Annotated in this window: 23 protein-coding genes and 1 pseudogene; 5 read left to right on the forward strand and 19 right to left on the reverse strand. The window is 71.3% G+C overall.

What is annotated here, in order from left to right; genetic code table 11:
• Positions 1 to 51: 51 nt before the first annotated feature.
• The 9 genes from ACFVXA_RS03295 to ACFVXA_RS03335 form a co-directional block, all read right to left on the reverse strand.
• Positions 52 to 438 carry a DUF4913 domain-containing protein gene (locus ACFVXA_RS03295; protein WP_362018708.1) on the reverse strand — a complete coding sequence of 129 codons (387 nt, stop codon included), beginning with the start codon at positions 436 to 438 and terminating at the stop codon, positions 52 to 54.
• Positions 435 to 2,189: a TraM recognition domain-containing protein gene (locus ACFVXA_RS03300; protein ID WP_362018710.1), complete on the reverse strand. Its 1,755-nt coding sequence runs from the start codon at positions 2,187 to 2,189 to the stop codon at positions 435 to 437. The genes ACFVXA_RS03295 and ACFVXA_RS03300 overlap by 4 nt, the downstream gene beginning before the upstream one ends.
• 138 nt (positions 2,190 to 2,327) lie before the next feature.
• Positions 2,328 to 3,809, reverse strand: a complete 1,482-nt coding sequence (locus ACFVXA_RS03305) for an ATP/GTP-binding protein (RefSeq protein ID WP_362018712.1) — start codon at positions 3,807 to 3,809, stop codon at positions 2,328 to 2,330.
• Positions 3,806 to 5,299 carry an SCO6880 family protein gene (locus ACFVXA_RS03310; protein WP_362018714.1) on the reverse strand — a complete coding sequence of 498 codons (1,494 nt, stop codon included), beginning with the start codon at positions 5,297 to 5,299 and terminating at the stop codon, positions 3,806 to 3,808. Before ACFVXA_RS03310 ends, ACFVXA_RS03305 begins: the two co-directional genes overlap by 4 nt.
• Before the next feature lie 107 nt (positions 5,300 to 5,406).
• Positions 5,407 to 6,552 carry a hypothetical protein gene (locus tag ACFVXA_RS03315; protein WP_362018716.1) on the reverse strand — a complete coding sequence of 382 codons (1,146 nt, stop codon included), beginning with the start codon at positions 6,550 to 6,552 and terminating at the stop codon, positions 5,407 to 5,409.
• Position 6,553: 1 nt separating this feature from the next.
• Positions 6,554 to 7,333 (reverse strand): hypothetical protein, encoded by a 780-nt coding sequence (locus tag ACFVXA_RS03320; protein ID WP_389463159.1) that lies wholly within the window; start codon positions 7,331 to 7,333, stop codon positions 6,554 to 6,556.
• 46 nt (positions 7,334 to 7,379) lie between these two features.
• Entirely contained in the window at positions 7,380 to 7,673 is a 294-nt protein-coding gene (locus tag ACFVXA_RS03325; RefSeq protein ID WP_362018720.1) for a hypothetical protein, read from the reverse strand.
• A gap of 398 nt (positions 7,674 to 8,071) precedes the next feature.
• The gene (locus ACFVXA_RS03330; protein ID WP_362018722.1) at positions 8,072 to 8,341 is read right to left on the reverse strand and encodes a hypothetical protein; all 270 of its coding nucleotides are present in this window, start codon (positions 8,339 to 8,341) and stop codon (positions 8,072 to 8,074) included.
• The gene (locus ACFVXA_RS03335) at positions 8,338 to 8,892 is read right to left on the reverse strand and encodes a DUF6668 family protein (protein ID WP_390023662.1); all 555 of its coding nucleotides are present in this window, start codon (positions 8,890 to 8,892) and stop codon (positions 8,338 to 8,340) included. Before ACFVXA_RS03335 ends, ACFVXA_RS03330 begins: the two co-directional genes overlap by 4 nt.
• A gap of 205 nt (positions 8,893 to 9,097) precedes the next feature.
• On the opposite strand from ACFVXA_RS03335, the gene ACFVXA_RS03340 reads away from it, so the two are divergent.
• Positions 9,098 to 10,108, forward strand: a complete 1,011-nt coding sequence (locus tag ACFVXA_RS03340) for a peptidoglycan DD-metalloendopeptidase family protein (RefSeq protein ID WP_362018726.1) — start codon at positions 9,098 to 9,100, stop codon at positions 10,106 to 10,108.
• Positions 10,109 to 10,176: 68 nt separating this feature from the next.
• On the forward strand, positions 10,177 to 10,908 hold the full coding sequence (locus ACFVXA_RS03345) for a hypothetical protein (protein ID WP_384024781.1): 732 nt from the start codon (positions 10,177 to 10,179) through the stop codon (positions 10,906 to 10,908).
• A gap of 337 nt (positions 10,909 to 11,245) precedes the next feature.
• Here the strand turns inward: ACFVXA_RS03345 and ACFVXA_RS03350 are convergent, their stop codons facing one another.
• The gene (locus ACFVXA_RS03350) at positions 11,246 to 11,602 is read right to left on the reverse strand and encodes a hypothetical protein (RefSeq protein WP_390023664.1); all 357 of its coding nucleotides are present in this window, start codon (positions 11,600 to 11,602) and stop codon (positions 11,246 to 11,248) included.
• 793 nt (positions 11,603 to 12,395) lie between these two features.
• Between ACFVXA_RS03350 and ACFVXA_RS03355 the strand changes: the two genes are divergently transcribed.
• Positions 12,396 to 13,247, forward strand: a complete 852-nt coding sequence (locus tag ACFVXA_RS03355) for a hypothetical protein (RefSeq protein WP_384024785.1) — start codon at positions 12,396 to 12,398, stop codon at positions 13,245 to 13,247.
• A 536-nt stretch (positions 13,248 to 13,783) separates the two neighbouring features.
• Here ACFVXA_RS03355 and ACFVXA_RS03360 read toward each other — a convergent pair.
• The 3 genes from ACFVXA_RS03360 to ACFVXA_RS03370 all read right to left on the reverse strand — a co-directional run bounded on the left by ACFVXA_RS03360 (position 13,784) and on the right by ACFVXA_RS03370 (position 16,175).
• Entirely contained in the window at positions 13,784 to 14,767 is a 984-nt protein-coding gene (locus ACFVXA_RS03360; RefSeq protein WP_362018731.1) for a M28 family metallopeptidase, read from the reverse strand.
• Between the two features lie 336 nt (positions 14,768 to 15,103).
• Positions 15,104 to 15,577, reverse strand: a complete 474-nt coding sequence (locus tag ACFVXA_RS03365; protein ID WP_362018733.1) for a VOC family protein — start codon at positions 15,575 to 15,577, stop codon at positions 15,104 to 15,106.
• Between the two features lie 91 nt (positions 15,578 to 15,668).
• Positions 15,669 to 16,175, reverse strand: a complete 507-nt coding sequence (locus tag ACFVXA_RS03370) for a winged helix-turn-helix transcriptional regulator (protein ID WP_390023666.1) — start codon at positions 16,173 to 16,175, stop codon at positions 15,669 to 15,671.
• 198 nt (positions 16,176 to 16,373) lie between these two features.
• On the opposite strand from ACFVXA_RS03370, the pseudogene ACFVXA_RS03375 reads away from it, so the two are divergent.
• A pseudogene (locus tag ACFVXA_RS03375) lies at positions 16,374 to 17,468 on the forward strand (MFS transporter); the annotation flags it as partial.
• Positions 17,469 to 17,548: 80 nt separating this feature from the next.
• On the opposite strand, the gene rarD reads toward ACFVXA_RS03375, so the two are convergent.
• Both rarD and ACFVXA_RS03385 read right to left on the reverse strand, forming a co-directional pair.
• The gene (rarD, locus tag ACFVXA_RS03380; RefSeq protein WP_384024789.1) at positions 17,549 to 18,667 is read right to left on the reverse strand and encodes an EamA family transporter RarD; all 1,119 of its coding nucleotides are present in this window, start codon (positions 18,665 to 18,667) and stop codon (positions 17,549 to 17,551) included.
• A gap of 173 nt (positions 18,668 to 18,840) precedes the next feature.
• Positions 18,841 to 19,695, reverse strand: coding sequence for an SDR family oxidoreductase (locus ACFVXA_RS03385; protein WP_390023668.1), 855 nt, complete (start codon positions 19,693 to 19,695; stop codon positions 18,841 to 18,843).
• A 201-nt stretch (positions 19,696 to 19,896) separates the two neighbouring features.
• Between ACFVXA_RS03385 and ACFVXA_RS03390 the strand changes: the two genes are divergently transcribed.
• Positions 19,897 to 20,250, forward strand: a complete 354-nt coding sequence (locus ACFVXA_RS03390; protein ID WP_362019017.1) for a helix-turn-helix domain-containing protein — start codon at positions 19,897 to 19,899, stop codon at positions 20,248 to 20,250.
• A 55-nt stretch (positions 20,251 to 20,305) separates the two neighbouring features.
• On the opposite strand, the gene ACFVXA_RS03395 is transcribed toward ACFVXA_RS03390, so the two are convergent.
• The 4 genes from ACFVXA_RS03395 to ACFVXA_RS03410 form a co-directional block, all read right to left on the reverse strand.
• Positions 20,306 to 21,385, reverse strand: coding sequence for a 2-oxoacid:ferredoxin oxidoreductase subunit beta (locus tag ACFVXA_RS03395; protein ID WP_362018740.1), 1,080 nt, complete (start codon positions 21,383 to 21,385; stop codon positions 20,306 to 20,308).
• Positions 21,378 to 23,309: a 2-oxoacid:acceptor oxidoreductase subunit alpha gene (locus tag ACFVXA_RS03400; protein ID WP_362018742.1), complete on the reverse strand. Its 1,932-nt coding sequence runs from the start codon at positions 23,307 to 23,309 to the stop codon at positions 21,378 to 21,380. Before ACFVXA_RS03400 ends, ACFVXA_RS03395 begins: the two co-directional genes overlap by 8 nt.
• Before the next feature lie 287 nt (positions 23,310 to 23,596).
• Positions 23,597 to 24,256: a response regulator transcription factor gene (locus tag ACFVXA_RS03405; protein WP_362019020.1), complete on the reverse strand. Its 660-nt coding sequence runs from the start codon at positions 24,254 to 24,256 to the stop codon at positions 23,597 to 23,599.
• A gap of 444 nt (positions 24,257 to 24,700) precedes the next feature.
• Positions 24,701 to 26,056 (reverse strand): sensor histidine kinase, encoded by a 1,356-nt coding sequence (locus ACFVXA_RS03410; RefSeq protein ID WP_383736354.1) that lies wholly within the window; start codon positions 26,054 to 26,056, stop codon positions 24,701 to 24,703.
• Positions 26,057 to 26,214: the final 158 nt, after the last annotated feature.

Here is a 26,214-nt window from a genome sequence, read left to right on the forward strand (position 1 = left end):
GAGTCCACGTGCTCAATCCTCGTACTCAACCCTCGTACGCAGCCCGCGTACTCAGCCCTTGTACGGTTCCGCCACCGGCGACGTCTTCGGTCGGTGGCTGCCTTCCTTGCAGCCCGCGAACGGCCCGCTGGGGGACCGCAGTTCGGAGAGTACGGGCCCCAGGTGGTCCCGGTGCCACACCGCGGGACCCGACGCGCCGGCCGCCGGGTCCGTGCACTCCTGCCAGGCGAGCCACAGCCCGTGCAGCCGGGCCACCGCCTCCAGATGCTCCCACCAGCGCGGGCACCACGGCTGCTGCGAGGTGACCTCACGGCCGTACACCGGGAGCAGCAGGTCGGTGACCCAGACGGCGAGTTGGCGCATCTCCTCGGCGTACTCCGGGCCGTCGAGGTAGAGGATGAACGGCGGGGCGGCGGGCAGTTCGGCTTCAGTGGTCATCTGAAGGTGATCCCTTCGGCGGCGCGGGCGGTGATGGCCTTGACCTCGGCCTGCGCCGCGGTCGCGATACGGTCGGCGCCGGGTTCGGCGTACCAGGGGCGCAGCCTGACCAGCGCGGGCTTGATGCCGGTGGCCAGGAGCAGCGCGGTGCCCTTGGGCAGGGCGCGGATACGGTCGGCGGGCAGGATGCGTTCCAGGCGGTACGAGGTCGAACGGGACCGCCCGTCCTTGCTCTTGGACCAGCTGACGGTCGACACGTCGTGCTCGCCGACCAGCCGGGAGATCTTCTCCACGAAGTCCGCGTCGTCCAGGCCCGCGCCCAGCAGCTTGATGGTGGCGGCTCCCCAGAGCGCGTCCATGCCCGCCTCGCCCCACACCCGCGCGCCCTGCCGGTAACTCTGCAGCAGCGTGACGATGTTGATGCCGCGCGAGCCGAAGTGCGAGTACAGGTCGGGGAGATCGGAGATCCGGCAGACGTTGGCGGCCTCGTCGAGCACCGCCGTCATGGGCGGGTCGAGGCGTCCGCCCATCCGCTCCGCGGCCACGACTCCCGCACGCAGGACGGAGTCCGCGGCCGCCGCGATGACTCCGGCCGCCGAGCCGCCGCCGTCCTTGGAGAGGAGGTACAGCGTGTCGGTGGACAGCACGTGCCGCTCCGGCAGGAACTGCGGCAGATCCGGGTCCGGCGTCACCCACGCCGCGATGCCGGGGTCGAGCAGGCAGGCCACGCACTGGCGGGCCGTCTCGTAGATGCCGTCCCGGGTCTCCACCGCGCCCTGCACGGTGCCCTGCAACTGGTCCGCGAGGGCCGTCATTCCGGCGTCCCGCAGCAGATCCACCGGGGTGCGGTCGGCCGGATCGGCCAGCCAGGCGAGTACCTCGCCGATCCGGCGTTCGCCGCGGTGGGCGGCGTGGAAGAGGGCGGTCAGGGTGTTCTGGGCGGCCGAGATCCAGAAGTCGCGCCTGGACGCGTCGTCGTTGACGGCGCCGACGAAGTGGCCTGCCAGGCGGCGGGCGCCCTCGATCGTGGCGGCGTCGGCGAGCATGTCCCACCACAGGGTGCGGGAGGTGTGCGCGATGCCCTGGGGGTCGAACGTCCACACCCGTCCGACGCGTTCGCGCTCGGCGCGGGTCACGCTGTAGACGTCCGCCTTGTTGGACGTCAGCAGTACGCTGCCCCGCGCCCGCAGGACGCGCGGTGCCGCGATGCCGGTGGACTTGCCGGCCCGGGGGGCCATCAGGTCCAGCTCCACATCCTCGTAGCTGGAGCGGAGCTCCGGGCCGCGCGGTTCCAGGTTGCCGAGCAGGTTCCCGGTGTCGTCCGGGGTGATCTTCCCCGACTTGGCCAAGGACGGCCTGAGTTGGCGTGCGCGCTCGGCTGCGCCCTTGGGCAGGAGGCCGGCCAGCTCCTTCCGCCCGGCGAGTCCGCTGGGCCTGGAGACCTTTCGCCGTACGAGCACGACGAGCACGGCGACAAGGGCCACGACCGCGCCGAACACGACCGCCATCCCCGCCGCGACCGCGGTCGGCGACGCCGTGGGCCACACCGTGGCCGGGCCGTCCTTGACCAGCGTGGACAGGGTGGACAGCCCGAACGGCGGCGGGTTCCAGCCGGCGCCGCCCGCCGCTGCGCCGAGCGTGCCGCCCAGCCACGCCCCGAAGAACAGGGTGCCGACGAGGAAGGCGGCCCCCGGCACGATCCAGGGGAGGAAGTCCTCCCCGCTGCTGTGATTCTTACGTGCGCTGCTCATCTGTGGTCCCCCGTACGTTTTTCGCCCCCGCCGCCCCTGTCCGTCCCCTACCTGGGGGCCGCGCCCCCCGGCCCCCAAAAGATCGCGCAGTTCCCCGCGCCCCCTTCAGGGGCGCGAGGAACGTCGACGTGCCGACGCTCATCGGCCGGCCCCCTTGGAAAGGTTCGGCTTCCCCGCCTCCGACCACCGTGTGTTCGTGTTGTGCAGCGCCCGCTCGGTGTCCGTGATGGACACCTTGATCGGGATTCCGGGGCGGCCGCCCACCTTGATCAGGAAGCGGCCGCGCCCGGGCGGCTCCTCGTTGCCGCCGGTGCTCGCCCACCCCGGTGGCGAGGACCACGACGACACCAGCTCGATCTCGCGCTCGGACATGCCGACGATCTCGCCGAGTTCCTTCATCTCCGTACGGGGAAGCCCGGCGCAGACCACCATCCCCGCCCGCTCCACGAACCCGCGCGCCTTGGCGCGGTCGGACTCGCTGCCCAGGGCCTCGGCGTCCTTCAGGGTGTGCGTGATCTTCGCGTCGCCCAGCCCCAGCGAGCGGTTCAGGCGGGTCAGCGCGTCGATCCGTTCGACGATGCCGGAGGCGGCCCGCAGAGGGCGCCACAGCTCGTCAAGGACGGTGAAGAACCACCGCTGTGGGGCCAGTCCCGCATCCGCGAGCGCGTGCGCGGCGGCCACCGTGCCGAGCCCGTCGGACCAGGCGGCCAGCATCGCGGCCGCCGTCAGCTGCGTGTCCGCCTCGCCGATCCGGGAGATGTCGACGCACACGGCCGGCGAGGCCGGGTTGATCCGCGTCGACGTCTCGGACGCGAACGTGTCGCCGAGCGGTCCGTCCAGCACACCCAGCAGGGAGCGGTGCAGCGGGTCCACCGCCTCCTGGTAGCGGGCGACGTCGCCTCGGTCCAGGGTCACCGCCCGGACCCGGTCGGGGCCTTCGTCCAGCACCTTCAGCAGATCCGGCAGCAGCGGTGCCCGCCCCGGCTTCGTACGCTCCGCGAGGTGGTGGAGGCAGGCGGAGAGAACGGACTGCTCGTGGTCGTCCATCGGGCGGCCCCGCACGATCGTGATCAGCGCGGCGACCATGTTCAGTACGCGGCCGTGGGCCTCCGCGGCCAGCACCCGGCCGCGCTCGCCGCCGATGCGTACCGCCGCCTCGCCCATCGCGCCGGGATCGAGGACGTTGATGCCCCCGACGCCTCGGCCGATCGAGATCACCTGGCCGCCCAACGCCCGTACGGTGTCGGCGTAGTCGGGCTTCAGGTCGCCGAGGACCAGCGGAGTGATGCCCGTCGCGGACATGCCGATCAGCATGCGGTTGACCAGCGTCGATTTGCCCAGGCCCGGCATGCCGAGCATGAACAGGGACGGGTTGGAGATGTAACGGGCCCGGGTGAACCAGGAGATGGGGTCGCCGCACACCGTCGCGCCGGTGTGCAGGTGCTGGCCGAGCGGGACGCCGGTCATGGGCGCGCCGGAGCCCGCCGCGAAGGGCCAGAGCCCGCACGCCTGCACCGTGGTCGCCCGCCACAACGAGGGCGGGTCCACGTGCCCGACCTGGCCGCCACCGGGGCCGTACCAGCCGCGCGGCGGGGCGACAGACGGTTTCGTGACGCTCACAGCGCCTCCCTGATCTGGTACGGAACGAGGGTGTGCTCCCACGGCAGCAGGCCGACCGGCAGCGTGCAGGTGAAGGCCGAGGCCTGCATACGGTCCGCGGGGCGCATCAGGATGCGGGACGAGGCCTGGAGGTTGCGCACGGTGATGCCCGCGTCCTGCAACCGCTCCTCGTCGTCGACGGTGACGGTCACCATCAGCGAGAACTCCACGAGCCCGGCACCCGCCGCCTCCTCGGCCGCGGTCTGCTCGGCGGCCTGCATCTCCGAACTGGCCCGCGCCTGTACGAGACCGCGCCGCGAGCCCGCCATGAAGTGCGCGGAACGCCGGTCGGACTCGACGATGCGGGCGGAGGTCGCCGGGTCGATGGGGCGGTAGATGAGGGAGACCCGCTTGCGCCGGGTGCCCGGCGCGGGTTCGAGCAGGCCGCGCAGGACGCTCGACCGGACCGTGCCGCGCGGCGCGAGCGTCAGCATCCAGGTGCGCGAGACACCCGAGTCGTGCTGGTACGACGTGACGGTCTCGACGGCAGCGGCCGGGCCCGCGTCGCTCCACTCCAGCCCGGTGGTGGCGTGTTCGGCGCGGGCGCTGAGCACGTCGGGGCCGATGGCGGGGTCGTACGCCACCCGTACGATCTCGGCGAGCCGCTCGGCGGACAGCGGGTAGGCGCTGCCGCCGCCGGCGGCCACCAGGCCGGACAGCAGTCCGGGCAGCCGCATGGACAGGTCGGTGATGATGTCGTCGACATCGCGCTTGGGGCCGCCTGTCGGGCCGTACGTCAACGCGATGTACGTGTGCATCTCCGAGGACGCCGACGGGTAGCGCTCGACGACCTCCTCCATCACGGCGCGGGCCGCGGCCGGAGCGTCCGGCGAGATGCGGGGGAGGACCTCGGCCGCCAGGCGCGTACCCGTGTCGGGGGCGGTCTCGACGACCACCTGGGCGCCGCGCAGGCCGGGCTCGTGCGAGAGCCGCGCGAGCCAGTCGCCCCAGGACGCCACCCAGATGTCGACCTGCTGGGGGTCGACCAGCGAACCGCCGTCCGGCTCGCAGGCCAGGACCACCGTGTACAGGCCGCGGCCCGGGTGGTGGAGTACGCCGAAGGAGCGGTTGTAGGCGTCGCGGCCCTCGTGCATCTTGGTGCGCGCGAGCAGGCCCGGCGGCTGGTAGCGGCCGCCGGGGCGCTTGGACAGCGGCCCGGAGACATAGGTGTGCGAGCCGTTCGCCTTCCGTTTCATCCAGCCGATCCGGACCGCGAGGACCTGGTAGACGTTGCGGCCGTCCACCGTGCGCAGCGCCAGCGGGGCGAGGAACAGCCCGACCGGCACCAGTACGGCGATCGCGGCCATCAGCGAGACCAGCGACGCCAGCAGCGCCACCAGCAGCCCGCCGAAGGCGACGACGGTGCCGAGCAGACCCAGCGGACCGAGTCCGGGACGGCGGGGCCTGCGCCAGTTCCCGTACGTGGGACGCGTCATGGCGTCGGTGGACATGGGGTTTCCTTCTTCCGGCTCGGCTCAAAGTGCTTCGGGTGTACGGGGGTCGGGGTGGATGCCTTGGAAGCCGCCCCAACCCCCGGAGGCGTGGACCGTGGGCCTGCCTACTGGTTGTGGCCCTTCATGCCGTCGTTGTCGTCAAGGGAGTTGGCGACTTCCGTGGCGGCCGCGACACCGGTCTGTACGGCGACCGCGGCGGCCTGGACCGCGAGGGCCGCGCCACCCGTGGCCGCACCCGCGGCGGCGGCACCCCCTCCGGCGGCCGCGCCGCCCGCGCCGCCCGCACCTCCGCCGGCCGGAGCACCGGCGCCCGAGGACGGCGAGCCCTTCGGGCCGGCCGCGCCGCCCCCGCCTCCGCCGCCCCCTCCGGCACCGCCCGCGGCGATGCTGACGGCGCCGGTGGCGATGTTGTTGGCCGCGTTGAGCGCGACCGTGCCGCCGGAGGTGCCGCCTAGTGCCGCCGTCGCCGGAACGATCAGCTTGAGCAGGGCCGGCAGTGCGAAGACCGCCATGATCAGCATGCCCAGACCCGCGATGGTCTGGTCGAGGTTCTTGGTGTCCTGGGTCATCGACGTGGCCGAATAGATGATCAGGGCGGCCGCCGGTTTGTAGAGCAGCCAGGCCGCGAGCCAGCCGACGTGCTTCTTCCACCAGCCCTCGCCCCACCCGGTCATCGAGGAGGCGGCGGCCAGCGGCAGCGTGCCCACCAGCATGATCATGACGCCGATGCGGATGTACATCAGACAGATCTGTACGAAGCTCGACAGCATCACCAGCAGACCGAAGATGAGCACCAGGCCCGGCTGGTTGAGCGTCAGTACGCCGAGCATCGTCGACGCGGTGTCGCCGAGGTCGGACTTCTCGTACACGTGCTGGGCGTACAGGTCCGAGGCCTTGGTGAGCGCCTGGACCACCGGCACGGCGACCGCGCCGACGAGGATGACCTTCCACATCCCGAGGAACGCCTGCTTCATCGGCTGGCCCTTGCGGTCGAGGGCCATTCTGATCGCGGCGATCAGCAGCGAGGCCACGGCGACATAGGCGACGATCCAGTCGACCTCCTTGTCGATGAGGCCGATGGGCTTCGAGGGGTCGTCCACGTCGACGTTCATCCACACGCCGTTGAGCGCCTTGAGCACCTCCGACGCGGCGTCGCCGATCGCCTTGGCGAAGACCACGACGGCGCCCTGGGTGAACTGGGTGCCGACCTCGTCGATCACGCAGTCGTATATGCGCCAGGAGCAAGCCATGTCACGCCTCCCAGGTGACGAAGCCCGAGGTGCCGCTGACCTGCGACATGCCCGAGTAGACGGTGCCGTCGGCGTCGGGCGCGAGCTTCCAGTCGCCGTCCTGCCAGCGCATGGTCACCGACGCGGTGCCGTAGGCGTCCTTGCCTGCGACGCGGACCACGACCATCAACGTCGTCTTCTCCTTGTCGTACGACAGGACGGCGAACCCGGCGTAGCCCCCCGCGTCGGGCGCGCCCGAGGTGGGCTTGTCGCCCTCCGCGGTACGGCTCCTGACGAGCGCGTCGCGGCCCGCACCGGGAACGACCTGCCGGTCGACGACCTCGCGCCAGCCCCGGTAGCTCAGGTGGTCGGTGATGGAGTGGGCGGCCATGACCGCGCCGATCGGCGTGTGTGCGAAGCAGGACCAGACCGGACCGTCGTACTTCAGCGGGCCCACCGTCCTGGAGACCGGCACGAGACCCGTGCCGTTGGCCTTCCAGGTGAAGTCCTTCGGGGCCCGTGTGGGCTTGGCCTGGTCGCTGTCGTCGGTGCGGCAGCCGGCCGGCCGGGCGTCCGAACCGCCCTTGCCGCCGCCCGAGTTCGGGTCCGCGGACGAGGTCGGCTGCGGATCCGGGTCGCCCGAGGCGTTCGCCTGCCGCCCGTCGCCGCCGCTCATCATGGTGAAGCCGGCGAGCACGAGCAGCACCAGCAGGAACCCGGCCGACAGGATCCAGCCTCGCTGCTGCCAGAACGGCTGCTCCCACTCCCCGCTGCCCCCTTGGGACCGGCCGGAGTTCAGCATGGTTTGCGCTCCCTTCGAATCACGTTCTGATGAGAGGTGGATCAGCTCACGCGAAGACGAAGGTGACGACGGGGCCCGCGGTCGCGACCAGGACACAGCCGCCGAGGACCATGCCGAGGCGGCCCATGTGCTCCGAGCCCTCGCCGCGGCGCATCGAGATCGCCATCATGGCGCCGGTGATGAGCACACCCGCGACGCCCGCGGCGGTACCGGCCCAGGCGAGGATGCCGAGGACGGTGTCGACCTTGCCGGTCAGCTGGTCGGGTGCGTCGCTCTTGGGGTTGGGGACCTTGCCGTCCGCCAGGTAGATGTGGGCCTTGGCTGCTATCGCCTTGAACATGGCTTCTCCCCGATGTGGTCGGCTGCCGGCCGACAACCTGCTTGATGTGAGCGGTGCTTGAGGGTCCTTGAGGGGCGGTGTGGCGCCCGAGTTCCCGGTTGCACAGTGAGCTTGGCGACTCCTGTGAGGTCCGGCCAAGCGATGTAGTGATCCAGCACCTGTCGGTGACGTGTCCGTGACAGACGGGAAGAGATCGTCATCAAGTACCAGATGAGATGGGTGCCGAGATGACCTGCGAAGCCCTCAGAACGATCTGAGACACCCTCAGGGCGAATCGATGCGCCCTCCGAAGCGAGCTGAGGCACCCTCAGAAGTGAGCTGAGGCACTCTCAGAAATGAGCAGAGGCACCCTCGGATCCGAGGGTGCCTCACGCGAGAAGAGCCGGCGGACGGGTGCGTCAGAGAAGGAAGCCGACGATCGGACCGGCCGTCGCACCGATGACACACGCCCCCATGACCGTCAGGAACTGACTCAAGTGCTCGTCTCCGTCACCGGTCTTGACGGCGATCGCCATGCGCGAGCCCACGATCATCAGGCCCGCCACGCCGGCTGCGGTGACCAGCCAGGCGATGATGTTCAGGACGTAGTTCAGCTGGGTGGCGACACCGGCCGGAGGGCCGTCTCCCTCGGCCAGCGTGGCGGTCGTCATCGCGTAGAGGGTGCTCATGGGGCGGTCCTTCCGGTCAGTCGGGCCAGTGAGGCGATCTCGCGCGGCAGCGGTCCCGTGAGGTCGCCGGTGCGCCACGCGGGCACCCACGGCACCCGGTAGACGTCGATGACGGAACCGATCACCTTGATGCGCTGGGTGAGTTGACGAGGCAGGCGCCCCGGCGCGTCCGCGACCAGGACGATGGCGTCGAGGTCGAGTCCCGGGGGCGCGTCGCCGCGCCGGAAGATGTCGAGGGTGTGCGAGACCGCGTCCAGACCGCCCGCGTGCGTACGCCCGACGAGGAGGACGGATCCCGGCTCGCCCTGGTCGGGCCGGGGCCAGTTGCGGCCCGCGTCATGGCCGCCGAAGAGGGCGGCGAGCGTGGATGCGCCGGCCCCGCCATGGGTGGCGACCCAGGCGAACCGTCGTGCACTCACCGGGAGTTGACGGGACTCCGGGTCCTCTTCCTGTCGCTGTCGCGGTTCCGGGTCGCCGACCGGACCGCGAATCCAGATCTCGGGCCCGTCCGGCCCGCGCCGCTCGTTCCCCCGCATCGCCACCCCCTGCATCGCCACTCTCCTCCGTCGTCGGACCATCGGCTCACCGATCTTCACGGCGCCCGAACAGGTTAGGTAACGGGGCGTGAGTTCCTGGGACGAGTCTGTGACGTCGTGGTGACGCATGGAGCGGGTGGGAGCCGAGAGACTCAACTGCATGTACACGACCGGATCTTGAGGCTGAGGGGAGCCGATGTCCAACGGGGGTGGATCCACCATGACCTGGGTGGTCGGCGGCTGTCTCGCCGCGGTGATCATGCCGGTGGTCATGATGGTCGCGGTGAGCGGATCGCCGAGCGAGGCGGATACGGGGTCGGGCGCGGGCGGCGGGCTGAAGGACGGCACCGTGCCGCAGCAGTACGTGCCCTGGGTCCTCAAGGCGGGCGCACTGTGCGACGTCATCAAGCCCGCGGTGATCGCCGCGCAGATCGAGGCCGAGTCGGGCTGGAACCCCAACGCCCGGTCACCGGTGGGGGCCGAGGGGTTGTCGCAGTTCATGCCCGGCACCTGGACGACCTGGGGCCAGGACGACGACGGCAACGGCCGCGTGTCCCCGTACGACCCCGGGGACGCGATCATGGCGCAGGGTCGCTACGACTGCGCCCTCGCCAAGCAGGTCGAGGGCTACAAGAACCGCGGCGAGGCGCACGGCGAGACACTCGACCTCGCACTCGCCGCGTATAACGCGGGCCCGGGCGCGGTGCACCAGTACGGCGGCATGCCTCCGTACACCGAGACCCAGAACTACGTCGCCCGCATCAAGTCGCTGATATCCAAGTACGAGTCGATCGACGACACGCCGGGCAAGCTCCCGGACGGGCAGCAGATGGCCATGCCGATCCCCGGCAATCCGCCCGTCACCTCCCCGTACGGCATGCGCATGCACCCGATCCTGCACGTCTACAAGCTGCACACCGGCATCGACTTCGGCGCTGCGGCCGGTACGCCGTTCAAGGCGGCCCGGGACGGCACGGTCACCTCCGCCGGCTGGGCCAACGGGTACGGAAACCGTGTGGTGATCTCCCACGGAACCATCAACGGCGACCAGATCTCGACGACCTACAACCACATGTCCGCGATCGACGTCAGTGTCGGACAGAAGGTGAAGGTCGGCCAGCAGGTCGGCGCGGTGGGCTCCACCGGTTACTCGACCGGACCGCACGCGCACTTCGAGGTCATGCAGAACGGCAAGTACGTGGATCCGGCACCCTGGCTGGGACTGAAGTGAGGAGGGAGGCGAGGATGAGGACGCGTACGACGAGGGGCACGAGGGCAGGCGCGAGGACAGGCACGACGATGGGTACGGAGACGCGTACGGCGGTGCGTGCGGCGACGCCTGCGAGGGTGATCGCCGTGGCGGTCGTGTCCGTCACCGGGCTGTTGGCGTTGACGGGCTGTGGCTTGCGGGACCACCGTGACACGGTGGGCGTACCCGGCTCGTCGCCCTCCGCGGCCCCGTCGGTGGCGCCCAAGGCACCACTGCCGTCGGGCAAGCCGCTGGGAGCGGACGCGCGGGTGCCGAGCCCGTCGGGCGTCGACGGGACGGACGCGACAGAGGTATCGGAGGCGTGGGCGGAGGTGGCGTACGGCTATGACACGAAGTACGACTCCGGTCCGCACGATGCCGTGCTGCGGTCGGCCCGTTGGCTCACGGCGAAGAAGGCCGCCGCCGAGCGGTCGTACCGGCCCGCGAGCGGCGCCGGCAACGACTGGAACACCTGGGCCGGTCACCAGGCGTGGACCACGGTGGACGTGACCGCGGACGACGACGGCGACGGCCCCACGGACACGGCCGTCCTCGCCTACCGTGCCCTCTTCGTCGAGGGCACGGCCCAGGGCCGCGACGGCTGGACGGGCACGGGTCCACGCGCGAACGTCTATCTCAAACTGACCCGTACGGGTCGCGGGCAGCCGTGGCATGTCGCCGAGGTGACCGCGGTGGAGGCTGCGGTGCCCCCGTCCCCGTCTGCCTCGTCCTCCCCGGCCGCCCCGTCCTCTTTGTCCTCCTCCCCGTCCACCCCTTCGTGAGGGAACCGATGTCTCGACTCAGCCGCGAACAGAAGCGCGAACTCAAGCGGCAGCGCTCGGCCGGTGTCGCGCCCGGGGGGCAGCCGGCCGCCGGGGTGACACCGATCGAGGTGCGGGTGCCGGTGTCCACGGGAGGTGCCACGGCCGGCGCCGCCGGTAGCGCCACGGTCGGCGGCATGCCGGTCGTCGCCGCGCCCGGCGAGACCGTCCAGGCCGCCGTCCTGAACTACCTCCACCGCCTCGCCCTCGCCACCGGTCACCCCGTCCTCGCCACCATCCACGACGAACGCATCGGCTTCGTCGTACCGCTCCAGGTGTACGTGGACGGCTCCAGCCGTTACGCGGGGGAGCCGGTGCGGGTGGGGACGGACGCGGGCGCAGCTGTGGGTGCGGGGACCTCGGCGGCGGCCGCCGCGTCGGTGGTGCCGGGGGCGTGGGCTGCGGGGAGTGCGCCGCAGCCGCAGCCGCAACCGCGCGAGCCCGAGCTTCGCCGCTCGCCGCAGCCGCAGCAGCCGCAGCAGTCGCCGCAGCAGTCGCCGCAGCCGCAGCGGTCGCCGCAGCCGTCGGTGCCGCCGACCGCGCCGGTTCCGCCTGCTTCCGTCGCCGCTCCCGCATCCGGTGAGCGGGCGCCCGTGGGGCCGGCGGCCGGAGTGCCGGCGGCGCCCGAGACTCCGCCGGTTCGGCGTCGGGACAAGGCGACGTACGTGCTGCGGGCGGTACCGGAATCAACGCCTCAGCCGGAGCTTCCGCCGGGGCCTGTCGCGGAGCCCGCGCCCGTGCCCGCGCCTGGGCCAGCACCTGCGCCCGCGCCCGCGCCGACTCCCGCACCCGCACCTGCGCCTGCGCCGACGCTCGCGCCGACACCTGTGTCCGCGCCTGCGCCTGCGCCGACGCTCGCGCCGACACCTGTGTCCGCGCCTGCGCCTGCGCCGACGCTCGCGCCGACACCTGCGTCCGCGCCCGCGCCCGCGCCGACACCTGTGTCCGCGCCCGCACCTGCGTCCGCGTCCGCGCCCGCACCTGCGCCCATGACTGTTGCGGAGCCGGCGGCTGAGCCCCGGCACGCGCCTGTACCTGCGTCGCCGCCCGCGGCCTCGCCTGCGCCTGCACCCGCGGTCGCCCCTGTAGCGGAGTCGGGGTTCGGGCCTGCGTCCGGCCCGAACCCGGAGTTCGCGCCTCTGCAGGCGCCCGCCCCCGCACCCGCGTCCGCGCCCGCGCCGCAGTCGGTGAGCCCGGCAGCGTCCGCTGGGCCGGCGCCTGCGCCGACGGGTGCCGGAGCGTCCGCCACCCCGGCACCGGTTCCCACGAGTGCCGTCCAGCCCCCGGCACCGGAACCCGTGCGGGCGCCGGAGCCCCCGGCACCAGAACCCGTGCGGGCGCCGGAGCCCCCGGCCCCAGCACCTGGGCACGTAGGTGCCCCGGCGCACACCAGCCCGCCACCCGAGCCCGTACGCCCGCCCGCGCCCCCCGCTCCGGCCACGGAGCCGGTGCGCCACCCGGCACCCCCCGTCGCCCCCGAGCCCGGCACACCCACTCCGTCGACCTTCGTGTTGCGGGCGGTGCCGGAGGCCGAGCCTCTGCCTGGGGGTGCGGCGACGCATGTGCTGCGGGCGGTGCCGGAGTCGGCGGCCGGGGGCGCGGCGGCTCCGACGGGGGAGTTCGGGCCGGCTCCGGTGGCCGAACCCGCTCCCGTGCGCAAGGCGGCCCCCGCGACGGAGGCCATGTTCCTGATGGATTCGGAGCCCGAACCGGAGCCGGAGCCGAAGCCCGCTCCCGTTCGGGGCTTCGACGCGGTCGCCGAAGCGGTGCTGGCGCCGAGTCCGGCCGAGGAGAACGAGGGCGCGGCGGTGTTCCTGGCGGAGCCGGTGGCGCAGATCAACGAGGCCGTGAAGATGGGCCGGATCGAAGCGGCCGCGGGCATGGCGGAGCGGGCCGTCGCGGAGGCGGCGCGATCGCTGGGCGAGGAGCACCCGGAGGTGCTCAAGCTGCGTGAACTGACCGCGTACATCGCGTACTTGGCCGGAGACGCGCTCAGGTCGTTCCATCTGTCCCTCGACCTCGCCAGAGTCCGCCGGCGCCACCGCGACCCGCGCGCCGCGTACGGCAACGTGCAGAGCGCGGCCGCGGCCTGGCGCGCCGTCCGCGACCCCCTGCAGGGCCTGCACCTCGGCCGCGACCTGATCGGCGTGTGGACCGAGCTCACAGCCGACGGCGGCCCCGCCGCCGACGACATCGAGCAGCTCGAGTCGGCCCGCACCCGCATGGGCCGCCTCGCCGAACGCGCCCGCGTCCTGGCCGACAACCCCTACCACCAGAGCCCCCGAGCCCATGGACAGTGACCATCACGCCCACACCGGCGCCCGTGCCCGCGGGCGCGACCGGGCCGAAGCGGCCCGCAGTCGATCGGCGCGTTCCAGGAGACCGCGTCCCGGCGAACCGCGTCCCCAAGAACCGCGTACGCGCGTCGAGGTGTACGTCAACGAGCTCACCGGCACGATGAGCTGGCGCACACGCCGGCCCGGCGGCCCCCGCACCCGCGCCACGCTCCGCACCGCGCCCCGGGGCGCCGCTCCCCTCCCGGCCCACCCCGCCGCCGTACGCGCCGCGGTGAGCGTCCCGGTCGAGACGCTCACCCCGGAGCAGTTGCGGCATCACCTGGCCACGGTCGGCGCCCTGCGCTCCCGCGTCGCGGCCGACGTCGCCGTGGGTGCGCGGGTGCCGACGGCCGTGGCGGCCCGTATGCGCTCGGGCGCCACACCGGCCGCCGCACACGCCCTCACGGCGGAACGCTCGTCCGCCGCACGCGAGTTGGCCCAGCGCGGGCAACGACAAGGACAAGGGCAACGACAAGGGCAAGGGCAGGGGCAAGGGCAAGCTACGAGGACAGCTCCCACACCGCATACGCCAGCGCGTCCGCATTCCGGTCCAGCGCCACGTCGTTGATGTTCGACGCCGTGTCGCAGGAGGAGTGGTAGCAGGCGTCGAAGGCCTTGCCCGCCGTACCGCCCCACTTCGCGGCCTGGGCCGTGGTCTTGATGTAGTCCGCGCCGCTGAACAGGCCGCCGACGGGTATGCCCGCGTTCTTGAAGGGCGCGTGGTCGGAGCGGCCGTCGCCCTCGGTCTCCGGCTCCGTCGCGACACCGAGGCCCGCGAAGTAGTTCTTGAAGGTCTTCTCGATGGCGGGATCGTCGTCGTAGACGAAGTAGCCGGGGTTCGGCGAGCCGATCATGTCGAAGTTCAGATAGCCGCTGATCTTCGAACGGTCCCCGGTGGCCAGGCTGTTCACGTAGTACTTCGAGCCGACCATGCCCAGCTCCTCCGCGCCCCACCAGGCGAATCGCAGATGCTTGGTGGGCTGGTACTTCGCTCGGGAGACGGCCAGCGCGGTCTCCAGGATCGCCGCCGATCCGGACCCGTTGTCGTTGATACCGGGCCCCGCCGTCACGCTGTCGAGGTGCGACCCCGCCATGACGACCCGGCCGGTGTCGCCGCCGGGCCAGTCGGCGATCAGGTTGTACCCGGTGCGGCCGGAGGACGTGAACTGCTGGAGGGTCGTGGTGAACCCGGCGGCGTCCAGCTTCGCCTTCACGTAGTCGATGGAGGCCTTGTAACCGGCGCGGCCGTGCGCCCGGTTGCCACCGTTGGCGGTGGCTATGGACTGCAGCTGTGCGAGATGGGCTTTGACGTTGGCCACCGGGATATCGGGCGCGGCGGCCGCGGACGCGGGGGCGGGCATGCGCGCGGGAGCAGACCCGGGCGCCGCGTCGGCTGTCGCACCGGAGGTGACGAGCGCGGCGGCAGCGACGACGGAGGCGACACCGGCAGCGCCGATCGCACGCACGGGAACGGAGAGCTTCATGTGGGGGGCTCCGAATTCCATGGGGAGTCACAGGGATTCCACAGTGAATGGGGTGCCTGGATGGTGAACGTGTGACTAACTCTCCGTCAAGAGCGGTATTTGGACAGGGGGTTCGTATATCGGATGGGTCTAGTGGTCGTGGCCTCCAGAGTGGGGAGGCCTCTCTGGCCCCCTCAGCCTCGCCGTCGCCCGACCCCCTCAGGCCTCGCCGCCGCCTGGCCCACTCAGCCTCGCCGCCCCTGGGTCCGTCAGGGATCCCCAGTGCCTGGCCCCCTCGGGCCTCGCCGCCGCCTGGTCCCGTCAGGCCTCCCCAGTGCCTGGCCCCCTCAGGCCTCTCTAGTGCACGCAGAATTCATTGCCCTCCGGATCCGCCATCACCACCCACTCGCCCGCCGGCTCCGTCACCCGCCGGAGCACGCTCGCCCCCAGCCCCTCCAGCCGCTCGACCTCGTCCGCGCGCCGGCCCTCGCCCGGGTGCAGATCGAGATGGATCCGGTTCTTGGAGGTCTTCGGCTCCGGTACGCGCTGGAAGAGGAGCCGTCGCCCGAGGCCGGTGCCGCGCTCCTTGTCGTACGGGTCGTCCGGATGCCGTACGGCGATCAGGTCCCGGAAGGCCGGGCGGCCGTGGAAGTCGACGGTGGCCTCGGCGGGCAGCGCGCCGAGGCTCAGCAGCCGCTCGACGAACGTGCTGTTGTCCTCGGCCTCGTAACCGAGCGCGGCGGCCCAGAAGTCCGCCTGGGCGTGCGGGTCGGCCGCGTCGATGACGAGCTTCCAGTGCAGGGGAGTGGGCGGGAGGTTCGTGGGCGTCATGGTGACCACTTGTAGTGCTTGCGTGAGCGGGCGGGCAAGGGAATCGCCCGGGCGGATTTCCGGCCTGTCCCGCGTCCGGGGGCAAGGCCGTTCAGGCCGTTGAAGGGTTGGGGGGCGGTGCCGCCAGATGACGGGAAGGGGCGGGGGCGGCGGGGGCGAGAGGCTCCTCGGACTCGCGCGCGTCATACGCGGCCCGCGCCGCCGCGACCTCCCCCTGGTGCTCCTCCGTCCACGTCACCAACGCCTGGATCGTGTGATGCAACGTGCCGCCCAACGCGGTGAGTTCGTACTCCACCCGAGGCGGGGCCACGGGATGCACCGTCCGCTTCACCAGCCCGTCCCGCTCGAGCTGCCGCAGGGTGACCGTCAGCATCCGCTGGCTGATCCCGTCGATCTCCCGCCGCAACTCCGTGAAGCGGAGCACGCGCCGCTCCAGCAGGGCGATCACCAGCAGTGACCACTTGTCGGCGACGCGATCCAGGATCTGCCTCACCTGGCAGTCCTCGCGGACGTCCCACTGGAAGGGATCCGCGTCCCCGTAGTCCACGCCCACGGTGCTCGCGCAGTTACTCGGTGACTTAGAAGTGCCTTCTTCCATGCCTGCCGATGCTGCCGCAGGCTGAGGGCGGTTACAAGAGGGAACTGACCCTCGGTCGCGTAACCTCCCCCCGATCCAAGGGAGTTCACCATGGGCACCCGCCTGCCCGCAGGCACGGATATCCGCATGGGCGCCCGGGACCGGGCCCTCCTCCTCGTCCTGTGCGGAACGATCTTCCTGGAGGGCACCGACGTCGCCATGCTCGCCGTGGCCATCCCCTCCATCAGAGCCGACCTCGATCTGCCGACCGGCACGGCGGCCTGGGTGATGAGCGCGTACGTCCTCGGCTACGCCGGGTTCACCCTCCTCGGCGGTCGCGCCGCGGACCTGCTCGGCCGCCGCCGGATGTTCCTGACCTCGCTGACGGTCTTCCTCGCCTTCTCGGGCCTCGGCGGCTTCGCCACGGAGGGCTGGACGCTGATCCTCGCCCGCTTCGTGACGGGCGTCTCCGCCGCGTTCATGACCCCGGCCGCGCTGTCCCTCATCACCACCTCGTACGAGGAGGGCCCCCAGCGCGACAAGGCACTGCTGGTCTTCGCGGGCACCGCGGCCGGCGGCTTCTCGCTGGGCCTGGTCATCGGTGGCCTGCTCACCCAACTCGGCTGGCGCTGGGTGTTCTTCGCCCCGGTCCTGCTGGCGGGCGCCCTCCTGCTCACGGCGACGAGGCTCATCCCCGTGTCGCAGGGGCGCCCCCGTCCCCGTACCGCCGAGGGAAAGGCATTCGACCTGACCGGAGCCGTCACCGCCGCCGGCGCCATGCTGCTCGCCGCCTACGCGGTGATCCGCCTCGAACACGGCCTGCGTGGCTGGCCGTCGACGGCGGGGACGGCGCTCGCGGCGCTGCTCCTCGGCCTCGCCTTCGTGGTCGTGGAGCGGCGCAGCCCCGCACCCCTCGTACGCCTCGGCATCCTCCGTACGGGCTCGGTGGTCCGCGCCGATCTCGGTGCGCTGCTCTTCGTGGGCGCCTTCTTCGGATTCCAGTTCATCGTGACGCTCTACCTGCAGGAGCTGCGCGACTGGTCGGCGCTCCAGACGGCGGTCGCGCTGATCGTGATGGGCTGCGACGCGGTACTGGCGCCCACGCTCACCCCGAAGCTCGTACGGCGGTACGGCAACGCCAAGGTGGTCCTCGGGGGCTTCGTGCTCGCCGTCGTCGCGTACGGGCTGTTCCTGCCGGTCGGCGCGGACTGGTCGTACGCGGCGATGTTCCCGACGCTGATCATCGCGGGGACCGCGTTCGCCCTCGCCTACGGGCCGCTGACGATCGCGGCGACGGACGGGGTGGCGGAGGAGGAGCAGGGCCTGGCGAGCGGGCTGCTGCACACGGCCACGCAGTTCGGCTCGGCGATCGGGATCTCGGCGGTGACCGCTGTCTACGGCTTGGCGTCCGTGGGGTCGGGGCCGGCCGGTACGGGGGAAGGGCCGGCTGTCACGGGTTCGGGTTCCGCCGTGACGGGTTCGGCTCCGGCCGTCTCGGGGGCCGGTCCCGCCGTGGCGGGGGTGGATCCTGACGTCACGCTCTTGGCGTTCCGCGCGGCGCTGACGGTGCCGGTGGCGATGGTCGTCCTGGGGGCCCTGGTCGCGGCCCTGAGCGTGCGGGCCGTGCGGCGGGCGGTGCGCAGCGCGTCGAAGGTGAGCAGCGACAGGGCGAGCCACACCAGCGCGAACCCGGCCCAGCGCTCGGGCGGCATGGCCTCGTGGAAGTAGAGGATGCCGAGCAGGAACTGGAAAACGGGGGCCAGGTACTGGAGGAGCCCCAGGGTGGAGAGCGGGACGCGGATCGCGGCGGCGCCGAAGCAGACGAGCGGGACGGCGGTCACCAGGCCCGTCGCGGCAAGCAGCACCGCGTGCCCGGAGCCCTCCGTGGTGAAGGTCGCGTCGCCGGTCGATCCCAGCCACAGCAGATAGGCCAGCGCGGGCAGGAACTGGATCGCGGTCTCGGCGGCGAGCGACTCGATGCCCCCGAGGTTGACCTTCTTCTTCACCAGTCCGTACGTGGCGAAGGAGAAGGCGAGACAGAGGGAGATCCACGGCGGGCGGCCGTAACCGACCGTGAGGACGAGGACGGCGGCGAAGCCGACGCCGACGGCCGCCCACTGCACCGGCCGCAGCCGTTCCTTCAGGATCAGCACGCCCATCGCGATGGTGACGAGGGGGTTGATGAAGTAGCCGAGCGACGCCTCCACCACGTGGCCGCTGTTCACGGACCAGATGTAGACGCCCCAGTTCACCGTGATGACCGCCGCCGCGATCGTGATCAGACCCAGCTTGCGCGGCCGGCGCAGCAGTTCGCCGGCCCAGGCCCAGCGCCGCATCACCAGCAGCGCGACACCGACCACCGCGAGGGACCACACCATCCGGTGGGCGAGGATCTCGGCCGCGCCGGCGGGCTTCAGCAGCGGCCAGAAGAGAGGGACCAGCCCCCACATGCCGTACGCCGCGAAGCCGTTCAACAGACCTATGTGCTGTTCGCCCTTCGGTTTCCCGGCCACCGGCGTCTCCCTCTCGTGCGACGGCCGCTCCCGTGCGGCGGAGCAGCCTGGAAGAAGGTAGCGCCGAGCACCCCCGCCTGTCATGCCCGTATCGCCATACGGTCATGACAAGTGAGGGGGCGGAGGGAGGCGCCCGAGGCCCGGGGGGAGTGGGCCCGGCCCCCTCCGGAAGGTCAGCCCTTCAGCGCCGCCTTGATCGACTCGGTGATCGGGGTGGTCGGGCGGCCGGTCAGGCGGGACAGGTCGCCGGTGGTGACGGCCAGCTCGCCCTGCTCGATGGACGTGTCCACGCCCGCCAGGATGGCGGCGAGGCCCTCGGGCAGTCCGGCGCCGGTCAGGATGCCGGTGTACACCTCGACGGGAACGGCGTTGTAGACGATCTCCTTGCCGGACTGCTCGGCGATCTCGGCGGCGTACTCGGCGAAGCCGAAGGAGGTGTCGCCGCTCAGCTCGTACGTCGTGTTCTCGTGGCCCTCGCCGGTCAGCACCGCCACGGCGGCGGCCGCGTAGTCGGCCCGCGCGGCGGAGGCGACCCGGCCCTCGCCGGCGGCCTGGACGACGGCGCCGTGCTCGAGGACGGGGGCGAGGTTCTCCGTGTAGTTCTCGTTGTACCAGCCGTTGCGCAGCAGGGAGTACGGCAGACCGGAGGCCAGCACGGCCTCCTCCGTGGCCCGGTGGTCGTCGGCCAGGGCGGCCGTCAGGCTGCCGGGGGCGCTGGTGTACGCGAGGAGCGCGGCCCCGGCGGCCTTGGTGGCGTCGAGGACGACCTGGTGCTGGGCGACGCGGCCGAGGTGGAACTCGTTGCCGGAGATGAGCAGCACCTTGTCTCCGGCGGAGATGACACCGTCGAAGGTCTCGGGCGCGTTGTAGTCGGCGACCGCGATCCGCACGCCGCGCGCCGCGAAACCGGCGGCCTTCTCCCGGTCGCGGACCACGGCGGTGATCCGGTCCGCCGGGACCTTCTCCAGCAGCCCCTCGATGACGAGACGGCCGAGGTTTCCGGTGGCTCCGGTGACGACGATGCTCATGTCTGAAACAACTCCTTATGGGGTGGCGGGTCTGTCACTCACCATAAGGGTGGCACTAACTCTCTGAAAGTACCCACTTTGAAGTAAGGTACTGGCATGGCCGTAAGTACCAGAGCAGCAGTCAGCAGTAAGACGGCAGTCAGCAGTGAGACAGCGGTCAGCAGTGAGACAGCAATCGGCAAGTACGACGCCGGCGAGGCGATGTGCCCGTACCGCCTGGTCCTGGAGCATGTGACCAGCCGCTGGGGCGTGCTTGTGCTGATCGAGCTCCTGGAGCGCCCGTACCGCTTCAGCGAGCTGCGCCGCGCCATCGGGCGGGTCAGCGAGAAGATGCTCACCCAGACTCTGCAGACCCTGGAGCGCGACGGCCTCGTCCACCGCGACGCCAAACCGGTCATCCCGCCCCGCGTCGACTACTCGCTCACCGACCTCGGCCGCGAGGCCGCCGCGCAGGTGAAGGCGCTCGCGATCTGGACCTCGGACCGGATGGACGACGTCGAGAAGGCCCGTCGCGCATACGACGAGGCCCGGGCGGCGAGCACCCGGGCCTCGTGAACCAGCGCTTCGGTGGCCTCGGCCGTCCTGCGGCCGGCGGTCGACCGTCCTTCGGCTAGCCGACGACCGTCCAGGTGTCCCCGCCCGCCAGCAGCGCGGCGAGGTCGCCCTTGCCGTTCTGCTCGATGGCGGTGTCGAGCTGGTCGGCCATCTGGGTGTCGTAGACGGGCCGGTCGACGGAGCGGAGGACGCCGATGGGGGTGTGGTGCAGGGTGTCGGGGTCGGCGAGTCTGCTGAGCGCGAAGGCGGTGGTCGGGGACGCGGAGTGGGCGTCGTGGACCAGGATCTGGCTCTCGTTGTCCGGAGTGACGGTGACGACCTTGAGGTCGCCGGTCGTCCGGTCGCGGACGACGCCGCGTGTCCCGTCGGTCCCGAAGCGGATGGGCTGCCCGTGTTCCAGGCGGATGACCGCTTCCTCGGCTTGCTGCTTGTCCTTGAGGGCTTCGAAGGCGCCGTCGTTGAAGATGTTGCAGTTCTGGTAGATCTCGACGAGGGCCGTGCCGGGGTGGGCGGCGGCCTGCCGGAGGACGCCGGTGAGGTGCTGGCGGTCGGAGTCGATCGTCCGGGCGACGAAGGACGCCTCCGCGCCGATGGCCAGGGACACCGGGTTGAAGGGGGCGTCCAGGGAGCCCATGGGCGTCGATTTGGTGATCTTGCCGACTTCTGATGTGGGGCTGTACTGGCCCTTGGTGAGTCCGTAGATCCGGTTGTTGAAGAGCAGGATCTTCAGGTTCACGTTCCGGCGGAGGGCGTGGATGAGGTGGTTGCCGCCGATGGAGAGGGCGTCGCCGTCGCCGGTGACGACCCAGACGCTCAGGTCGCGCCTGCTGGACGCGAGTCCGGTCGCGATGGCGGGGGCGCGGCCGTGGATGGAGTGCATGCCGTACGTGTTCATGTAGTACGGGAAGCGGGACGAGCAGCCGATGCCGGAGACGAAGACGATGTTCTCCTTGGCGAGACCCAGCTCCGGCATGAAGCCCTGGACCGCCGCGAGGATCGCGTAGTCACCGCAGCCGGGGCACCAGCGCACTTCCTGATCGGACTTGAAGTCCTTCATGGACTGCCTGGCCTCGGCCTTGGGAACGAGCGAAAGCGACTCGATCGTGCCCGTGCCTTCCGTGGACGTCTCAGCCATCGATGGCCTCCTTGAGAGCCGTGGCGAGCTGCTCAGCCTTGAACGGCATTCCGTTCACCTGGTTGTACGAGTGCGCGTCCACCAGGTATTTCGCGCGGATGAGCGTGGCGAGCTGGCCGAGGTTCATCTCGGGGATCACCACCTTGTCGTAACGCCTCAACACCTCGCCCAGATTCCGCGGGAAGGGGTTGAGGTGGCGCAGGTGGGCCTGGGCGATGTGCTCGCCGGCGGTGCGCAGTCTGCGTACCGCGGCGGTGATGGGGCCGTAGGTCGAACCCCAGCCCAGAACCAGGGTGTCGGCGTCGCCGGTGAGGTCGTCGACCTCGATGTCCGGGACGTCGATTCCGTCGATCTTGGCCTGGCGGGTGCGGACCATGAGGTCGTGGTTGGCGGGATCGTAGGAGATGTTGCCGCTGCCGTCCTGCTTCTCGATGCCGCCGATGCGGTGCTCGAGGCCCGGCGTGCCGGGGATCGCCCATGGGCGGGCGAGGGTCTGCGGATCGCGCTTGTAGGGCCAGAAGACCTCGGTGCCGTCGTCCAGGGTGTGGTTCGGTCCCTGGGCGAACTGCACGCGCAGGTCGGGGAGTTCGTCGGTCTCCGGGATGCGCCAGGGCTCGCTGCCGTTGGCCAGGTAGCCGTCGGACAGCAGGAACACGGGGGTGCGGTAGGTGACGGCGATACGGGCCGCTTCGAGCGCGGCGTCGAAGCAGTCGGCCGGGGTGCGCGGCGCGACCACCGGGACCGGGGCCTCGCCGTTGCGGCCGAACATGGCCTGGAGCAGGTCGGCCTGCTCGGTCTTGGTCGGCAGACCGGTGGAGGGGCCGCCGCGCTGGATGTCGATGACGAGCAGCGGCAGTTCCAGCGACACGGCGAGGCCGATCGTCTCGCTCTTGAGGGCCACGCCCGGACCGGAGGTCGTGGTCACCGCGAGGGAGCCGCCGAAGGCCGCGCCCAGTGCCGCCCCGATGCCCGCAATCTCGTCCTCGGCCTGGAAGGTCCGTACGCCGAAGTTCTTGTGCTTGCTGAGCTCGTGCAGGATGTCCGAGGCCGGGGTGATCGGGTACGAGCCGAGGTAGAGCGGCAGGTCCGCTTGGCGGGAGGCCGCGATCAGGCCGTACGACAGGGCGAGGTTCCCGGAGATGTTGCGGTAGGTGCCGGTCGGGAAGGTCTGGGCGGCCGGCGCGACCTCGTAGGAGACCGCGAAGTCCTCCGTCGTCTCCCCGAAGTTCCAACCCGCGCGGAACGCGGCGATGTTGGCGGCGGCGATGTCGGGCTTCTTCGCGAACTTCGTCTTCAGGAACTTCTCGGTGCCCTCGGTCGGGCGGTGGTACATCCAGCTCAGCAGGCCCAGCGCGAACATGTTCTTGCTGCGCTCGGCCTCCTTGCGGGAGAGCGCGAACTCCTTGAGCGCCTCGACCGTCATGGTGGTGAGCGGGACGGGATGGACGCTGTAGCCGTCCAGAGAGCCGTCCTCCAGCGGGCTGGCGGCGTAGCCGACCTTCTGCATCGCCCGTTTGGTGAACTCGTCCGTGTTGACGATGATCTCCGCGCCGCGCGGCACATCGCCGATGTTCGCCTTCAAAGCGGCCGGGTTCATCGCCACCAGGACGTTCGGCGCGTCGCCGGGGGTGAGGATGTCGTGGTCCGCGAAATGCAGCTGGAACGACGAAACGCCCGGCAGGGTGCCTGCGGGCGCTCGGATCTCGGCGGGGAAGTTCGGAAGGGTCGAGAGGTCGTTGCCGAAGGATGCCGTCTCGGAAGTGAAGCGATCACCGGTGAGCTGCATACCGTCACCGGAGTCCCCCGCGAACCGGATGATCACCCGGTCGAGCCGGCGGACGTCTTTCGCCCCCGCCGGTTTGCGCTGTTCTCCTACGACGGCTCCATCGGCCTGCTCCGCTGGGCTACTGACCTGGCTGGTCACTGAACTGGACCTCCCTCGAGGCGGCTGTCTGGGAGCGGCCTTCCCGCAGGCCCTCCCACTTTCAACCCTACGTCGGTAAGGGTGGCCTTCCCGTGGCCATTCGCATGATGGACACCATTTTGAGATGGCCGGACGCCCTGACTTGTCATGATTTACCCGCCCCCCGGTCTTTCCGTGAAAGACGCTCTCCGCTCCACCGCTGGTTTCTGGGCCTCCATCGCTGGTTTCAGGGCCGCTACCGAAACCACTGGTTTCTGAGCCACTGCAACTGACACAGTGTCAGCTGATCATGAGTTCAGGTAGGTGAGCACTGCCAGAACACGCCGGTGGTCCCCGTCACTCGGGGACAGGCCCAGCTTCAGGAAGATATTGCTGACGTGCTTCTCGACGGCTCCGTCGCTGACGACGAGCTGGCGGGCGACGGCGGAGTTCGTCCGCCCCTCGGCCATCAGGCCCAGGACCTCCCGTTCGCGCGGGGTCAGCCCGGCCAGCACGTCCTGTTTGCGGCTGCGGCCGAGCAGCTGGGCCACGACCTCGGGGTCGAGGGCGGTACCCCCCTGGGCCACCCGCACCACCGCGTCCACGAACTCGCGCACCTCGGCCACCCGGTCCTTGAGCAGATAGCCGACGCCCCGGCTCGAACCGGCGAGCAGTTCAGTGGCGTACTGCTCCTCCACGTACTGCGACAGCACGAGCACGCCGAGCCCGGGGTGCGCCTTGCGCAGCTGGACCGCGGCCCTGACACCCTCGTCGGTGTGCGTCGGCGGCATCCGCACATCGGCGACGACGACGTCCGGCAGCGCGTCCTGGGCCGCGAACTCGGTGATGGTCTTGATCAGCGCCTCGCCGTCGCCGACACCGGCCACGACGTCATGCCCGCGGTCGGTCAGCAACCGGGTCAGGCCCTCCCGCAGCAGCACTGAATCCTCGGCGATGACCACCCGCACCCTGTCCTCCACGATGTTCGGCCCCCCACAGCCCTCCCCGGCTCGCGCCGGGTTTCTCCCCGCTCGTACGGCAGCCCCCAGCATTCCAGCATTGGGGCCGCCCTGCGCCCCAGGGAGCGGGAATAGGGGTGTGGAGGATCTCTTCGGCTTCGGCTTCGGCTTGTCCGGCGTTCGAGGCTGTGGGGGGTTTCGGCCTCGCCCGACGGGCCGAAGGGCCACGGGTGGCGGTTTCGACGCCGCGGCCGACGCTCGAGATCATCCAGGCCGATACGGGTGTCTGGTGGCGGAGCCCGCCGGATACGGACGGGTAGGGGGCGGTAGGGGAGCGGGTAGGGGCGGCGGGGGCCGGGGGCCGGGGGCCGGGTTATTTCGCCCCTGCCGCCTTTGCTGCCCCTGCCGCCCCTGCCCGCCCCCGCCGCCCCTGCCCGCCCTCGACCGCCCCGTTCACCCCCGCCAGGGCAGCTCCGCGGTCACGCGTGTGGGTCCACCCACGGGAGAGTCGGCCACCAGGATCCCGTCCACCGCGTCGAGCCGCTCCGCGAGCCCCGCCAGCCCCGACCCGCCGGAGACATCGGCGCCTCCCACCCCGTCGTCGGTGACCTGGATCATCAGCCGGTTGTCGACCCGCCAGACGTCCACCGTGGCGCGCGTGGCCCGCGCGTGCTTGCTGATGTTCTGCAGCAGCTCGGAGACCGTGAAGTACGCGATCCCCTCGATCGCGGGAGCGGGCCGCGTCGACAGATCCACGTCGACCCCCACCGGCACGGTGCACCGCGAGGCCACCGCGGACAGCGCCGCGTCGAGCCCGCGGTCGGTCAGCACGGCCGGGTGGATGCCCCGGGCCAGATCGCGCAGCTCCTGCAACGCCGTCTTCACCTCGCCGTGGGCCTCGTCCACCATCCGCGCCGCGGCCTGCGGATCCTCGGTCAGCTTCTCCTTGGCCAGGCCGAGGCCCATCGCGAGGTTGACCAGCCGGGCCTGCGCGCCGTCGTGCAGATCGCGCTCGATGCGCCGCAGATCGGCGGCGGCCGTGTCGATCACGACGCCCCGGTCGGACTCCAGCTCGACCACCCGCGTCGCCAGCCGCGACGGGCCGAGCAGCCCGTGCACCATCAGCCGGTCCACGGTCGTCAGCGCCCGCACGATCCACGGGGTGGCCATCGTGAAGAGCAGCCCCACCAGCGCGGTCACCGTGATCTCGAACGGGTTGTCGAGATAGATGGCGTGCGTCTCATCGCCGTAGAGCTGAAGGCCGCCCTGACCGCCGTACATCGGGAAGAGCCAGAACCACAACGGATACGTCAGCAGCGCCCAGCCGTACGCCCAGAAGTTCAGCGCCACCACGAAGGAGAACACCGACCACGGGAACTGGATCACCGAGTACAGCAGATGCCGCCATGACGCGCCGCTCTTGAGGACCGCCCCCATCCATGCCATCGCCCCGTGCCGCTTCATCCGCAGCGGCTCCGGCTCGGAGACCTCGAGCCCCAGCAGCCGGCGCGCCCGCGCCCGCTCCAGCGCGCCGAAGCCACGGCAGCCGGCCAGCGCCGCCGCGAGCACCGGTACGCCGAGGAAGGTGATCAGCAGGCCGGCGCCGAGCGCGAACATCGTGACGGCGTAGCTGAACATCATGATCCCGAGCGGCAGGCTCAGCATCACATAGCCGAACTCGCGCCAGCTGCGGGCCTCGATCGGCGCTCGCAGCGGGGCCGGGAGACGGTGCCGCCGCTCACCGGCGCCCGCCCCGTGGGATCCGGACCCGCTCCGGTGCCCGTATCCCTGTCCGTACTCCGTGGCCATCGGTCCCGTCCGTTCTACTCGTCTCGTCCAGCTCGTCCAGCTCGTCCAGCTCGTCCAGCTCGTTGGCTCGTACCTCAAGCCTGCTGTCAGCGAGGCCCACGGACCATGGAGCGGGTCGGCGTCTTGAGGCGGGGGTTTTCCCTACCTCGAGGGGACGC

It is taken from the genome of Streptomyces sp. NPDC058246, from assembly GCF_042881985.1.
Lineage (GTDB): Bacteria > Actinomycetota > Actinomycetes > Streptomycetales > Streptomycetaceae > Streptomyces.